Genomic DNA, 14,905 nt, shown 5'->3' on the forward strand with positions numbered 1-14,905 from the left:
GGTCTCTTGAGCAAACTCGCACATGCAATGGCAACTTGGGTCAAGGATCGGATGGCAACGGAGATTTTGTCGCTCTCCGATGGAAGTCGCGAATGCCGGGCCGTGTTCTGCGCCCCGCCGGCAGTCATGCTCAAGGAAGTGTTCGAGTTACTTGCCGGCGATGGTCACCTGCTTGAGGCCATGACGGCCGATGACACGAGAATTTCCTACCCCGTGGTGCTTCAAGTCGACGATGTCCCGGACGGCGCCCTCTTAGCTGGGGCTGGTCAGTCGGGCCTTTGTTCATTCCACGGCTTGGCGAGTATACGAAATGCCCCTGGCTGCGGAACCTTCCTCACGCTGATTGCACCCGATGGGCAAGTAAGCGACACGCATGAGTCCACCCGCAAGGCATTTGGTGTCGCTGCTATAGCCCATAAGGGCGGCACCCCTATTTCCACTTGGTGGAATGACCCATTTGTGCAGGAGATGGTGGAAAAGGGCCTGGGGGATGGGGATTCCATGCAATTGGAGCAGGCGACGCGATTGGTCCACGAGGCCGTCGTCGCAGCGGATGCCGCCAGCCAGCATGAAGTAAGCAGGAGCGGGGCATGGAAGGTGATCGAGGGACTGTGGGAGTTGCGTGATTCAGGCATGGCCTTGGATGCGCGCATCAGTCTTGCCGCAGGGTTTCCTCTTTCCGAGGATGGGCAGGTGGACGCAGATCGCAAGTCATCCGTGCTTGACGCGCTGGTCGACAAGTTCGAAAGCGTGAATCTGGGAACTGGCATTGAGCAGTTGAAGGCTCGCGCAAGGGATGAAGCGGAGTCGGAAAGTCTGGATGCATTCCTAGCGCACATTCGCCGCAGGTGCGAAGTGGTCACGGCCCTGAAGCGCTCAATGCCTTACTTCTACGCGCCGGATGACATCGAGCCCCCACCTGCATGGTGGATGGCGCTAACGTTGCAGCGATGGGAGTCGCTACTGGAGGAGGATGCGCCCAACGCCGAAATTGAGGTTTCGTGCGCGAACCCGCTAGCCATCCCAATGAAGGGCTTTGCACCTGTGGTAAGGGATGTAGCCCGCATTCGGATACACGTACGGTTGCCCGAGGGTGCAGAAGTGCCTCAGGTCCGTGTGACACGCGAAGGTCCGGGGGGCGTAGGCAACAGGAGGGAATGGATCCTATCCGGCAAAGGCGAATTGGAACTAGAGGATGACTCGATCCCCCAGCACAAATCGCCGGTGAAATATGCCGTAGAGGCCATCGGTCTCGACACAAGGAAGGCCACGCTCAAACTGATCTCACTCGCTACGTGGGAACCTGGCCTGATCGTTTTCTCAAGGACGGCCACGAAAGGAAAAGTTCCGAAGCTCGCCGCCGGAAAGCCCATTGAGACAACCTTGGAAATGTCTGGGACAGGGCGCCACTATCTGGACATCTATGCCCGGCCGGACGTGGAAATAACTTCCGCAGAGGCTCTAGGTAGTAGTCAGGATGAAGACATTGAGTCGGTCCGGATCGGCCGCGTGTCCGAACATGAGTACGGCCTGGAGGTAGAAGCGGGCGGGGAAAGGTTCTACGAATTCGATGTAGTCAACACAAGTACTTCCAAGAAGGAGAAATTCCGGATTTACCTGTTGGCGAACGAATCGGCGGCCGAGGAATGCACCAGTTACTTCGAGTTCCACTTGGCACGAAATTCCCGGCGTGAGAGCGGGCGATTGCCCAGGGCAGTGCATGCAAACAGCCAAGCGCGAAGCGCTCAGCTACAGGGGTGGATGCTCGACGAGTCATGCGTAGCGCGCTCGTACTATCCCTTCGTGCTGGCCGCAGACTATGCATCTGAATGGCGGCGACGCGAGTGGTCCTCGCCAGAAGACACCATCTTCTCTGCGGCTAGGTTCTTGAACGATCCCCGGCCTGCCCCCGCTGATATGCAGCCGCCGGCGGCGTTTGCTAGGGCAAGGCAGGCAATTGCAGCCAAAGTTCGTGGCGTGGAAGGGAGTGACTTGGTCGAATCCGCCAATCTCGGCGAATTGTTGGTGACGGACAAGGAGTTCGAGTCGGCGGTTGACGCCTATATTCGGTCGTACCTGGATTGGCTGTCTTCATCCCCGGCGGAAGCATGCTGGTGCGATATCGGCTTGGTCATTGAGCTGGAGAGCGACGGCGAGACCCTCGCGCAGGTGCCGAACGCGATCATAGTTTCACCGCTCCACCCCATCCGATTTGCCTGGCAGTGCCTCGCGCAACGCGCAATGTATCTTGCATCCAGAAAGTTACCATGCCCGGCGGCGAGCATCATGGACCCTGATTGCGTGCCGGATACCATTGTTCTGCCATTACGAGATGCCACCGGTGGCACGAACGATGTCACGTATTTTTCCGTGGAATGCAGTTCTGATTATTGGGGCATCCTTTGGAATACCAGCCGTCTGGATAAATTGGCGAAGCTCGGGGCATCGGCCCCGCTTGACCGCGAAATGGGTCTTCTGGTGGGCGGCATTTCCAGTGGCTTCAGCGTCTCCCAGGTCCATCGCGCAATGGACGATGTCTGCGAGATGCTAGTGGCGAAACCTGTCATTGGGGTGCTAGTTTCCAGTGCGGCTGGGCAGAATAACGCCTGCAACGAAGGCATCCTGTCCTGGGGACGAAAGCATTTCTCCGGAGATGGGAGTGACCTTCAAAATGCACTACGCATTGGTGCCAGCGAGGTCCATATATTCGACGAGCGTGGCGAGGATGTGCGCCCGGATGATGCGGAAATCTCGAACCTTGCTGAAGATACCTCCAATGCCGTCCAGTGGTACTCGGCTCCCGAGTCCACCGATTCACACGACCTCGCCATCATTGCCCAGTTGGAGACGTCTAATGCAGCAGCGCTGCCAACGAAGTTGACCTCCCCCCTCGGGGTGGGGGGATTGGTACGGGCCAGAATTCGAGAACAGCAAAGGACTGGAGGTGGCCAGTTCCTGTGCGAGTCGCGGATTGCTGGCCCCGCGCGCGTTTCCGGTGATGGCATTGCCGACAATACTGCCAAGGCAATAGCTAGGCTTGAAGGCTGGGCATCCAGTCCGATGGGGTATGTCTTCGCCCCAAGCATCAATGCGGTCAAGAAGGCGCTGGACAAGGCTGAATTTGCGGCCGTTTCATCGTCTGCGGTGGATCCGGCCTGTTTTCTCGGCAACTGGCTTGAAGGCACTTATTTGTGGGACTACGAGCTGCCCTCGTATTCGGGTAGGTCCGGCGATAGCAATGGGTACTACCTTCTCTCTCGCATCAAACCGCTTGACCTTGAAACGATGAAGATCGTCCTTCAACGACTGCCAGACTGCAGCGCCCTCCCGCAGGAAGAATTGTCCGCCATCGTCCAGGAAGTGGCGCGACGCGGCATACCAACCGTGCGCGGCTTGTCCGCTGGAAATTCGGGCGCCGCGGGTGACCTTGGGTTGTTCGTTGCCACGCGCCTACTTCAAGATAGCTTCAGGGGATCCGGCGCGAATGATGGCCTGCTGCAACCTTGGGTGGAGAATGCAGGTGAACATCTAATTACCTTAGTCATTCCCGTTGACCCGTTCCAACGATACCTAGAGGATCTGGGCAAGGCTATCAAGAAGCCCACCATGCATCGCCCGGACCTAGTCGTGGTTGGATTGTTGATCACTGATTCATCGGTCAGGTGCAAATTGACCCCGATCGAGGTGAAGAATCGCAGCGGCAATACACAAATGACATCTGCGTTGCGCTTAGATGCCTTGTCACAGGCAAAATCCCTCTCCGCACTGTTGCAGACGCTACGCCAGACATATACCGACGATCAAGAGATGTTGCTCTGGCGGTTGGCATACCAGAACCTGCTTAATTCGATGATTGGCTATGGCTTTCGCGTCTACAGCCAGCATCTGGCCGAAGGTGGCCGTGCCGCCGTATGGTCAGGCCTGCAATCAAAGGTCATGGAGGCAGTCCTTTCCTCCGAAATGGTTCTAGAAGTGGATGAGGCCGGGCGGCTTATCGTGATCGATGGGTCCGCCGTTAGCGGCCCTCGTGACACGGACAGTGATGGTTTCCGGGAGACCATTGAGCTTTCGCAGGCCGATGCGAGCTTGATCGTCCAAGGGAAGACCGGTGCTCTTTACAAATCGATGAAGGAAAGTTTGGCTGACTGGGCTCTACTCCCCTCGACAAAAGCCGTGGAAGTCGTAGCACCGATAGACGTAGCACCGATAGAAACCATATTCACCGATGCAACGAAAGCTTCAGCTGCTACGACTACGGCTACGACGGCTACGGGGCAAGAGGGACCCATGGGAGAACCACGGGCAGCAGTCGTTTCCGCGGTGGGAACCGTGAAGCTGGTACAGGACGATAAGGATGTTGTCCCAGTAATGCCATCGGAAGCTCCGGCCACTGAAGATGGCTCCGCACAGACAGGATTGGATCTAAGGGTCGGGGAAGCACTGGATGGTTTTCAGGCTCACATCCGTCACCTGAACCTTGGTCATACCGCCCTCAACCAGATGAACATGGGCGTGGTTGGCGACCTTGGCACCGGCAAGACGCAACTTCTTAAGTCTCTTGTGTTCCAGATCGCAAGTGGCGAAGCAGGGAACAGGGGCATCAAACCCAATGTCCTCATCTTCGACTACAAAAAAGACTACAGCACCGAGGATTTCGTTCAGGCCACTGGCGCGCGCGTCATCAGGCCACAACAACTGCCGTTGAACTTGTTCGACCTCTCTGCCTCCTCGCAAGCCATCACCCCTTGGCTGGAACGCTACCGCTTCTTTGCCGACGTATTGGACAAGATCTACCCCGGCATCGGGCCAGTGCAGCGTGATAGGTTGAAGAACGCCATCAAGGATGCTTACAAGGGATACGCCGACGGAGCCTATCCGACTATCCATGATGTCCACCGGAATTACGTGGCCGCATTGAAAGGCGGGGCCGACTCCCTTTCCGGCATCCTTGGCGACATCGTCGACATGGACCTGTTCGCCGAGGATCAGGCTTCGATCGTGGGGCCTGACGAGTTCCTGAAGGGCGTGGTTGTCATTGCCTTGAATGACCTTGGCCAGGATGACCGGACGAAGAGCATGCTCGTAGCGATCATGCTCAACGTGTTCTACGAGCGCATGCTCAGGATCCCAAAGCGCCCATTCCTGGGAAAGAACGGTGATATGCGCGTCGTGGATTCAATGTTGCTCGTGGACGAGGCAGACAACATCATGCAATACGAGTTTGATGTACTGCGCAAGGTATTGCTGCAAGGCCGTGAATTCGGCGTGGGTGTAATCCTTGCCTCCCAATACTTGAGTCACTTCAAGGCCGGAGCCACGGATTACCGCGAGATGCTTCTGACGTGGTCCCTGCACAAGGTGCCGAACATTTCCGCAAAGGACCTAGGTCCTTTGGGCTTGAACGACCCCTCTGCCTTGCAACAGGTTGCGGAGCGCATAAAGACCCTAGGCTTGCACGAGTGCTTCTACAAGACGCATGACGTGGCTGGGGAGTTCATCAAGGGATCACCGTTCTACCGACGGGGCGAGTGGACTTGAACCTCAAGCGCAGACGGATGACGCTTGAGTTCTAGCCACGTCAAAAAACGACGGTTAGTTGCCAAATAAACCGAGAAGCCAGGTGATATGGGATGAGTCGCTCGTTTGGATTGGTGGACTACAAAGTTCAGGAGGCCGAGTATTTTCTCCTGATGATGGATCGCGAAGGCCGCAAGAACTTTTTCGGCGTTCAATTCTGTGCATCAGCCTTCGTATCAGCTGCGCGCAGCGTCACCTTCGCTATGCAGTCGTCACTGGCCGGAACCCCCGCATTTGATGTTTGGTATAAGCCAAGGCAAGCGATGCTGCGAGCAGATCCTCTTGCGAGGTTCTTTCACGACTTCCGCACCCTCACTCAGCACATTGGCGAAAACATGGTGGGCGGTGGATCACATGGGAAGGAAGGAACACGTTATTGGTTCACTCCGCATCCGGAGTTGTTGTCCGTTCCGGAGCAGGATGTACTTACAGCTAGCAAGGCATATTTTGTTCAAATTCTGCAACTCGTATATGACTGCTATATGGAGCTAGGGCCACTCATTGACGGGCAGCAGCACTTCACGGACAGACATTACGCTTCGCTCGGAAAGACCATAGAGGATGCTGAGCAAGCTATGGGCTGGCCAAAGGGCTTCACAGATATTGGCGATCCGGACGCGCTTCCATATCGTTGGGAGCTGATACGAAAGCACGCGGATGGATGCAACATTGAGGCGCAGTTTGAAGAGTGGCTAGGAAGGTATTTACCGCGACCTGAGCCTCTTCCTCCATATCAGTCGCGAGCTAGCTAGCTACGCTCCGGCCTGTGCTTAGACTTATGCTTGTACATGTCGAAAGCCGGCCATCCATATGGCCGTAGCTCTCCCACCAGCAAGAACCAATCGGCTTAGGCAGTTAATTTCCGCCTGATAACTTGCCACGAAGTATGCCTGCCAGATGTTCCCCAATAGCCTTGGCCATCGGCACGGCGACCGCATTTCCGATTTGCGTGTACTTCGGGAGCTCACGAAGATGGATTCCTTCTAGCGGATTGCCTGCACGGCGGACACCACCAGTAGTACGTTTCCCCTTGAACTGGTACCAATCCGGGAAGCCTTGCAGGCGCGCCCATTCGCGGACACTGAGCGTACGGGGTTGCTCGAAGTGCACGTAGTCGTCCGGCAGGGACGTGGCGGTAATCGATGGCCCGGACGGTCCCCACTCCCTAGGAAGTACGCGCTGCGCGAATTTCTTCGTCGCCTCGACCTCACCCCCATTGATCATGGCGCCGAACTTCTTGATGATGTCAGGATGATGCTTGCTGTATTCGTGCTCGGTGATGGGATCACCTTTGCTGGCGACCTTGGCACCATCGGCAGATGTCCTGAAGTGCCGTTGCACCTCGCACGTGGCCCTGGAGGGATACCCCAACGTCACGCCACCGTTCTGATATAGCGGATCGACGAGGTCACCAAGGAGATCAATGATGCTCGGGGCCGAATCTAGCTGGCCCTTGGGCAAGAAGTCACTGGAGATGCCAGTCCCGTCGATGGCCTCGACTTCATCCTTGTGGGTTATGGATCCGGCGATGTCCCGCCGAATTCCGACCAGCACGATGCGCGGCCTGTTCTGCGCCACCCCATAATTCTTGGCGTAGACCAATTCGGCGGCCAGCTTGTATTCGCCAATGCCTGCGAATGACTCCTTGACAGCCTTCCATATCTCTCCACTCCTGCCATCCTCTGTCCAACGGCCTGTCAGCAATCCTCGGACGTTCTCGAACACAAAGGCCCGGGGACGAAGTTGCCCGATGATCCGTGCCATGTCCTTGTATAGGTGGTTTGAAGGCAGGAGCTTCTTGTCCACGGCATAGGAGCGCCGATGTCCAATTCCGGAAAAGCCCTGGCAGGGTGGCCCACCGACGATGAGGTCGATCTCGCCATGGTGGATGCCGAACTCAGATTTGAAACTTCCCTCAAGTTTCTGAACGTGGTCCTTCTTGGCGATTCGCCGCGCGTCGGATGAGCTGAATGGATTCAACCAGGTCTCCTTGTTCAGGTCACGCGCAAACCACTCATGTCGGTCCATGCGGTTGGAGATGTATGTCCCCCGCGCGTCCTTATTGAGCTCGTTGACGTAGATCGGTGTGAAGCCTGCCTGCTCGAGGCCCAGCCCAAAACCACCACATCCCGCGAACAAATCGACTACGCTTAAAAAGTTCTTCTGCAAGCGAAGGATCCCAAAACTTTTTATTTTGCCACACTTGTCGGCATGGCTCGGATCTTCGATGCCAGCCGCGTGAGGGCCTTGTCCCGCTTCACCTTCGTCGACAGCTGACACTCCCAGATATGGATGACCCGCCAACCACCCCTTCTAAGCGCGCGCCGGTTACGCCGGTCACGATCCTGGTTGGTGGAGATCTTGTCCTTCCAAAACGAGGTGTTAGTGGCCGGCACCCTTCCCCCCTGACAGGAATGGCCATGCCAGAAACAGCCATCCACGAAGACAGTTGTGCCGTATTTTGGCAGGACTAGGTCCGGCCGACCAGGCAGCTCCTTCACATGCAATCGATAACGAAAGCCCTGCTGGTGGAGGAACTTGCGTACCAGCAATTCGGGCTTGGTGTTCTGGCCACGGATCCGCGACATTCGTTCGCTTCGTTCCGCAGCAGTCAGGAAGTCGGCCATCAAGCTGTTTCTCCGCTAATCCACCATCATTTGCTGGGACGTCATTTGTGCGGCGGAGTTACTGCATTCATCAAGCCATGTTGCCGATCGGCAACATGATCCCAGTAGCTCTCAGTCCATCCAGATAGTCTGCCCATTCCTGCATGATTTTGCGGCGCTCTGGTAGGTGTTGCGCCTTGTTGTACACCCCCGACACGCCCGGCTCTTTATGGGATAGCTGACGCTCCAATGCCTCCGGGTTCCATCCGAGCTCACCCAACAGCGTGCGTGCCATATGGCGAAAGCCATGGCCGGTAATGATGCCCTTGTAGCCGATGCGGGCTAGGGCGGCGTTCACTGCGCCGTCGGACATATGGCGGCTGACACTGCGCGCTCCTGGGAACAGGTAGCGCCCGCGCCCGGTGAGCTGATGCAGCTCGCGCAGGATCGCCACCGCCTGCCGCGATAACGGCACGATGTGTGGCTGCGTGTTGGGGTTTTCCTTTTCGGCCTTACGAAGCTTGCGAATGCTCGGTGGCACGGTATAGGCGGGGTTTTCGCCATCCAGATCGAATTGCACCCACTCCGCCTGACGGATCTCGCCCGGTCGGCAGAACCACAGCGGGGCCAGCTTCAACGCGCAGTCCACGACAAAGGTTCCGGTGAACCCGTCCATAGCGCGCAGCAGCTCACCCACCTGCGCCGGATCGATGATGGTCGGGTAATTCTTAGGCTGGCGCGCCGGCAACGTATCGCGCAAATCGGCAGCCGGATCGCGGGATGCACGTTCGGTCGCGACGGCATATCGGAACACGCGGCTCAGCTGATGCCGCAGTCGATGCGCCTGTTCGATATGACCACGCTTGACGACATGAGCTAGCAGCGGACGAATCTCCGCGACGCCGATGTCTGCTACGGGCTGATGGCCAATCCAGGGAAAGGCGTGGTTCTCCAGCCGGTCGTGCTCCTTGGCGTACTGGCCCGGTGTCCACTCGCGCTGCTTCAACGCCAACCATTCCCGTGCCACCACTTCAAAACTGTTCGCCGCGCGATTCAGCCCGGCGGCTTTAACGGCCTTGCGCTGCGCACCGGGATCTACCCCTGCAGCTATCAGCTTGCGGGCCTCCTCGCGCTTTTCACGGGCATCCTTCAGGCCAGTGTCTGGGTAGGTGCCCATGCTCAAGGTCTTGCGCCGGCCATCAAACCGGTAGTCAAACCGCCACCAGCGCGAACCGTTCGGATTCAAGAGCAGGTACATGCCGCCTCCATCGGTCATCTTGACCGGCTTGGCGCCAGGCTTGGCGTTGCGTATGGCGGTGTCGGAAAGCGGCATGTTGGCGGCCCTTTGGCGGTAGTTTTTTTGACGGTAGCAAACTCCCGTCAAATCTACCGCCTCGCGACGGTAGATCGCATAGGACGGGATGCTACACCGCTGGACACTAAAAAGGCCGGAACCGTTGCCGCAGCTAGGTTTACCGGCCTTTCTTGGATGTCTCTGGACTACTTCTTGGTGGCTATGGGTGGACTCGAACCACCGACCCCAGCATTATGAGTGCTGTGCTCTAACCAGCTGAGCTACATAGCCTTGAGGAATTCCGCCGGGCTGGATCTGAACGATCACGGGCGGGGCGCGGAAGTGTAGTGGGCCGGCGGCGAAGGTTCAAGCCTGCGGCTTGCCGCTGCTTTGCGGGCTGTGGTTGAATCGGCTTCAGGAACTCGGCGTGGCGTGCAGGAAGACTGCGTCGTTCGGCTCCAGGAGGCGACATGATTGATGTAGATGGCTACCGTCCGAATGTCGGCATCGTACTGTTGAATGCAGACGGGCAGTTGTTCTGGGCGCGCCGGGTCAATCGTGACGGCTGGCAGTTTCCCCAAGGCGGCATGCGCTCGGACGAGACGCCGCTGGAGGCGATGTACCGCGAACTCGAAGAGGAAACCGGGCTGGCGGCGCATCACGTGGAGGTGATCACCGCCACCCACGGCTGGCTGAAGTATCGCCTGCCGAGTCGCTACGTGCGGCACCACCAGCGGCCGACCTGCATCGGCCAGAAGCAGGTGTGGTTCCTTCTGAAGCTGGTCGGCGGCGAAGAAGCGTTGAAGCTGGATGCCTGCGAAAAGCCGGAGTTCGACATCTGGCGCTGGGTGGATTTCTGGTATCCCGCGGCGCACGTGGTGAACTTCAAGCGCGATGTGTACGCGCGAGCATTGCGGCATTTCGCGCCGCTGGTGGAGGACTTGTTCAGCGTGCAACTGGGCACCCTGCCCCCACGCGACGAGCCCGACGCGCCCTCCAGGCCGCAGGGCGGCCGCGCCGTGGCCTGAACCGCGTGACTGAACGCCCGGCTTGCTGCCAGGCAACCGGTGACCGCCACTTGTTGACAATCGTTCGCATTCGCGTTCTCATACGCGTCATGTATATCTGCATGTGCAACGCCGTCACCGATCACGATATCCGCCGCGAGGCGGCTGCCGGCGTACAAACGTTCGCCGAGTTGCAGGCGCGTACCGGCTGCTCGGACTGCTGCGGCTGCTGCGATGCCGAGGCACGTGCCACGTTCGACCAGGCGCGCTCGCAGGTGATCTGCCAGTTGCCGCTCGTCACGGCCTGATTCCCCTCCGTTTCATGCGCAACCCGGCCGGAGTTTGCTCCGCATGCCGGGCAAAGGCGTTCCATTCTCATTCCGTCGCCGCCGGCACGGAGTTTGTATAGTGGGGATTGATTTTCACGAGGAGGGGAAGCCATGAAAGGTGATGCAAAGGTCATCGAATTCCTCAACAAGGTGCTCTACAACGAGCTGACCGCGATCAACCAGTACTTCCTGCATTACCGCATGCTCAAGGACTGGGGTTACAGCGAGCTCGCTGCGCATGAATACAAGGAGTCGATCGAGGAGATGAAGCACGCCGATCACCTGATCGAGCGCATCCTGTTCCTCGATGGTCTGCCTAACCTGCAACACCTGGGCAAGCTGCGCATCGGCGAGAACGCGATCGAGTCGATGCAGGGCGACCTGGACCTGGAACTGGCGGCAGTGAAGGACTTGCGCGAGGCCATCGCCTACAGCGAAGGCATCGCCGACTACATCAGCCGCGACTTGTTCAAGGACATCCTGCACGACGAGGAAGAACACATCGACTGGCTGGAGACCCAATTCAGCCTGATCAGGGACATCGGCGCGGAACGCTATCTGCAGAACAAGATGGGCAGCTGAGGTTCGTCACGGCGAACGAGCCGCCGCCCGATTCGTGCAGCCGTTCCTTGACGCTTTCATCACGCCGGGGCTATACCTTCGGTTTTCCCCGGAACAGCCGCATGGGTTCACGACCGCCACCACGTTTCGTCGTGCGCCGCCACGACGATACCGGCCATCGCCGACGCTGGTGGTGGCTGGGTCTGGGCTGGTTGGCCAGCCTGTTGGTGGTCGGCCTTGTCGTTGCCGCATTCGGCCGGCACGCCAACGCACCGACTGTGGTGGACAACCGGCAACAACGTGCCCTGCTCGGCCAGATCGACGATCTGAAGCAGCAGTTGGCCAACCTGCAACGCTCGGCCCAGGTCAACGAAGTGGCCACGCGTTCGCTGCGGGGCACGCTGGCCCAGCGCGAAGAAGAACTCAACGGCCTGCGCGCCGACCTCGGCTTCTACTCGCGACTGGTCGGCGGCGATGCCCAGCGGCAGGGACTGAAGCTGCAGGAAGTGAAGCTGCAGCCGATCGTCGGTTCACGCGGCTGGAACCTCAGCCTCAGCCTGACCCAGAATGCCAAGCGCGGCGACGAGGTTTCCGGCAACGCCCTGGTCAGCGTGGAAGGCCTGCGTGGTGACAAGGTGACACGGCTGGACTGGAGCGCTCTGGGCGACGCCGCACAAAAGGACGGCATGCCGTTCCGCTTCACCTATTTTCAGCAATTGCACGGCACGATCGTGTTGCCGGCGGATTTCCGCCCGACACGACTGCGCATCAGCGTGAAGCCTGCCGACGGAGAGACGGTGAACCGCGCCGTTGCCTGGGGCGACGCGCTGAGTGGCAACATCACGACCGCACAAGGGGATCACGATGCTCAACCGTAGACGCAGCGACCGCAACGATCGCAACAGCAGCAACAACGAGACCAGCCTGATTGCGCGTGGCACGTCGATCCGCGGCGACGTGCGCTTCAGTGGCGCACTGCACCTGGACGGGCGCATCGAAGGCAGCGTGGTCGGCGATGGCGAGGACGCCATGTTCACCCTCAGCGAGCACGGCCAGGTGCATGGCGAAATCCACGTGCCGCAGGCGGTGATCAACGGCCACGTGACCGGGGACGTGAACGTCAGCGTGCGGCTGGAACTGGCGCCGCAGGCGCGTATCGATGGCGACCTGCGTTACCACACCCTGGAGATGGCCGCCGGCGCCCAGGTCAACGGACGCATCACGCGCCAGGCCGAGGAAGCCCAGCGCAACCTGCCCGCGCCGGCCCAAGATGCCGGCGTGGACGAGGCAGTGCCCGCCTGACGCGCTATGCTTGCGCAGACCCCGCCACGCCCCCACTTCGAAAGCCATGGAAACCATCGTCTCGATCCCCGACTACCAGAGCAGCGGCACGCCACTGATCTTCACCGCAGCGGCCGCACACAAGGTGCATGAACTGATTGCCGAAGAGGGCAATCCTGCGCTGAAGCTGCGCGTCTACATCTCCGGTGGCGGCTGCTCGGGTTTTCAGTACGGTTTCACCTTCGACGAAGCCCAGGCCGAAGACGATCTGGCGGTAGAGCGCGACGGTGTCACCCTGCTGTGCGATCCGCTGTCGCTGCAGTATCTGGGTGGCGCGCAGATCGACTACGCCGAGAACCTCAGCGGCGCGCAGTTCGTGATCAGCAATCCGAACGCGAAGACCACCTGCGGCTGCGGCTCCTCCTTCTCCGCCTGAGGAGTCACCCATGGATCGGGCCTGGCTTGCCCCCACCAACACCTTCGCCGGGCTCAGCCTGGTGCTCGACCGGGTCGCCGAGTCGCGCGACGAATCGGCGTGGATCGTCGAAAACGCCCGCTCGCCTTCGGCGCGTTACCTGCTGCTGGACGCCGCGGGCGAAGCCTTCCTGCGCCGCGATGGCGACCGCTTGCGCTGGCTCGATGCGGACGAACGCGAGCGGTGGCTGGCAGACACGCGGGCCAGCCTGCTCGGCATGGCGTATGAGCGCCCGCATTTCCTGCTGGTGGCGGACGATCCCGGGCGCATCGAAGAACTGGAGCACGCCCTGGACGCGCGTCGCGCAAGCCTGCGCAGCGCCGGCTTGCGGCTTGATGCCGACGAAGCGGGCCTGTTTGCCTACGCCAAGGGCCTGTCGCACTGGCAGCGCGAGACGCGATTCTGTACCTACTGCGGCGCGGCACTGCTGCTGGTGGCCGCCGGGCACCGTGCGCAATGCACCAATACCGAGTGTGCGCGCCTGCATTTTCCGCGCACCGATGCGGCCGTGATCATGCTGGTCGAGCACGAGGGTGCCTGCCTGCTCGGACGCCAGGCTGGCTGGCCGCCCGGTCGTTACTCCACGCTGGCTGGCTTCGTCGAACCGGGTGAGGCGCTGGAGGATGCGGTTCGCCGCGAAGTCGCCGAGGAAGCCGGCGTGATCGTCGACGAGGTGCGCTACCACTCCTCGCAACCGTGGCCGATGCCTGCCTCGTTGATGGTCGGCTTCATCGCCACGGCGCGTTCACGACACATTGCCCGGCGCGATCACGAACTGGAAGACGCCCGCTGGTTCACGCCGCAACAGATCGTCGACGGCATTTCCGACGGCAGCTTTGTCCCGTCCACGCGGCTGTCGGTGTCCTATCAGTTGCTGACGTACTGGCTGCAATCTCGATCCGGACTCGATCTGGCCGCGCTGGTGGAGGCGGCCGCGGCACCTTGAGCCCCCGCCGAGAACTTGGTGACGCGCAGGCGGTCTGATTCGTCGCAGCTCATCACGGAATCGGACATGGCGCATGGAAGCACCCCTCTGCAGGCGCGGAAGACGTCCGTTCTTCGACCTGGCTGGCGGGCGGCGTTCCGGCGCGGAGGCATTCTCGGCCTGGTGATCTCGCTGCATCTTGGCCTGCTGGCGTTGTTGTTCGGGCCGGTCGCGCCGCGCCCGCCCCGCTCACACGCGCAACCCGCAAGCCATGATGCGCTGCGAATCCGGCTGGTGACACGGATGCGCCAACCATCCTCCGCACGTCCGATGCCGGGACGCTCGCGCCAGGCGCGACCGGTCTCGCGACCGCTCGCGGTGGCCCCGACCAGCCCGGTTCGGGCGGCGGACCCGGCTCCAGCGGTTGTGCTGACCGAGCCGTCGCCGGTTGCGGAGGACTACCACTCGCCGATCCTGGAGGGCCATGCAGGCATGGGGTCAGCGCCAACCAGGGTGCGCCTTCCCGGAACGGACATCGCACGCATTCGCGGCCTTTCCCTCGACGACAAGCCAAGCCTGCAGCAGGTGGTGCACAGGATGGCCGGAGCCAGCCGCTGCAAGTACGTCCGCATGAAGATGGAGCACAGCGCCAATCAGTTCATCACCGGCCAGTTGATGGACCGCGCGCTGGAGGCTGATGGTTGTGGCCCGCAGGTTCCGCATGCGGCCGGCGACCACACCGTCGAAGCGATCTCGCACCAGGCCATTTTCGGCGATTGAACGCACGACGAGGCACCGAGGCGCCCGGGCGGTCGCATACAATGGCCCCAGTCCCTGCGAAGTTGCTTCC

At 60.1% G+C, this 14,905-nt stretch carries 13 protein-coding genes and 1 tRNA gene; 10 read left to right on the top strand and 4 right to left on the bottom strand.

Annotated elements, in window-relative coordinates; genetic code table 11:
• Positions 1-6: 6 nt before the first annotated feature.
• Both ABNK63_RS16315 and ABNK63_RS16320 read left to right on the top strand, forming a co-directional pair.
• Positions 7-5,538, top strand: a complete 5,532-nt coding sequence (locus ABNK63_RS16315) for a hypothetical protein (RefSeq protein WP_350016224.1) — start codon at positions 7-9, stop codon at positions 5,536-5,538.
• Positions 5,539-5,630: 92 nt separating this feature from the next.
• Positions 5,631-6,329, top strand: coding sequence for a hypothetical protein (locus tag ABNK63_RS16320; protein ID WP_350016225.1), 699 nt, complete (start codon positions 5,631-5,633; stop codon positions 6,327-6,329).
• A 103-nt stretch (positions 6,330-6,432) separates the two neighbouring features.
• On the opposite strand, the gene ABNK63_RS16325 is transcribed toward ABNK63_RS16320, so the two are convergent.
• The 4 genes from ABNK63_RS16325 to ABNK63_RS16340 form a co-directional block, all read right to left on the bottom strand.
• The gene (locus tag ABNK63_RS16325) at positions 6,433-7,746 is read right to left on the bottom strand and encodes a DNA cytosine methyltransferase (protein WP_350016226.1); all 1,314 of its coding nucleotides are present in this window, start codon (positions 7,744-7,746) and stop codon (positions 6,433-6,435) included.
• Positions 7,747-7,766: 20 nt separating this feature from the next.
• Positions 7,767-8,204: a very short patch repair endonuclease gene (locus tag ABNK63_RS16330; protein WP_350016227.1), complete on the bottom strand. Its 438-nt coding sequence runs from the start codon at positions 8,202-8,204 to the stop codon at positions 7,767-7,769.
• A gap of 70 nt (positions 8,205-8,274) precedes the next feature.
• Complete coding sequence (locus ABNK63_RS16335; protein WP_350016228.1) at positions 8,275-9,516, bottom strand: integrase arm-type DNA-binding domain-containing protein; 1,242 nt, start codon at positions 9,514-9,516, stop codon at positions 8,275-8,277.
• Positions 9,517-9,691: 175 nt separating this feature from the next.
• Positions 9,692-9,768, bottom strand: a tRNA-Met gene (locus ABNK63_RS16340).
• 179 nt (positions 9,769-9,947) lie between these two features.
• Here ABNK63_RS16340 and ABNK63_RS16345 point away from each other — a divergent pair.
• The 8 genes from ABNK63_RS16345 (at position 9,948) to ABNK63_RS16380 (ending at position 14,835) form a co-directional block, all read left to right on the top strand.
• Positions 9,948-10,505 carry an RNA pyrophosphohydrolase gene (locus tag ABNK63_RS16345; RefSeq protein ID WP_007806954.1) on the top strand — a complete coding sequence of 186 codons (558 nt, stop codon included), beginning with the start codon at positions 9,948-9,950 and terminating at the stop codon, positions 10,503-10,505.
• A gap of 89 nt (positions 10,506-10,594) precedes the next feature.
• Positions 10,595-10,792, top strand: coding sequence for a (2Fe-2S)-binding protein (locus ABNK63_RS16350; RefSeq protein ID WP_040673053.1), 198 nt, complete (start codon positions 10,595-10,597; stop codon positions 10,790-10,792).
• A gap of 132 nt (positions 10,793-10,924) precedes the next feature.
• A complete protein-coding gene (gene bfr, locus ABNK63_RS16355) occupies positions 10,925-11,395 on the top strand; it encodes a bacterioferritin (protein ID WP_350016229.1) in 471 nt (156 codons plus the stop codon).
• Positions 11,396-11,496: 101 nt separating this feature from the next.
• Complete coding sequence (locus ABNK63_RS16360; protein ID WP_007806948.1) at positions 11,497-12,252, top strand: DUF6776 family protein; 756 nt, start codon at positions 11,497-11,499, stop codon at positions 12,250-12,252.
• Positions 12,239-12,676, top strand: a complete 438-nt coding sequence (locus ABNK63_RS16365; protein WP_007806946.1) for a polymer-forming cytoskeletal protein — start codon at positions 12,239-12,241, stop codon at positions 12,674-12,676. Before ABNK63_RS16360 ends, ABNK63_RS16365 begins: the two co-directional genes overlap by 14 nt.
• Before the next feature lie 46 nt (positions 12,677-12,722).
• Positions 12,723-13,091: an iron-sulfur cluster insertion protein ErpA gene (gene erpA, locus ABNK63_RS16370; protein WP_007806944.1), complete on the top strand. Its 369-nt coding sequence runs from the start codon at positions 12,723-12,725 to the stop codon at positions 13,089-13,091.
• 10 nt (positions 13,092-13,101) lie between these two features.
• Positions 13,102-14,076 (top strand): NAD(+) diphosphatase, encoded by a 975-nt coding sequence (gene nudC / locus ABNK63_RS16375; RefSeq protein WP_350016230.1) that lies wholly within the window; start codon positions 13,102-13,104, stop codon positions 14,074-14,076.
• Positions 14,077-14,142: 66 nt separating this feature from the next.
• Positions 14,143-14,835 carry a hypothetical protein gene (locus ABNK63_RS16380; protein ID WP_350016231.1) on the top strand — a complete coding sequence of 231 codons (693 nt, stop codon included), beginning with the start codon at positions 14,143-14,145 and terminating at the stop codon, positions 14,833-14,835.
• The last annotated feature ends 70 nt before the right edge of the window (positions 14,836-14,905 follow it).

Origin of the sequence: Rhodanobacter sp. IGA1.0 (assembly GCF_040208325.1) — a bacterium.
GTDB lineage: Bacteria > Pseudomonadota > Gammaproteobacteria > Xanthomonadales > Rhodanobacteraceae > Rhodanobacter > Rhodanobacter spathiphylli.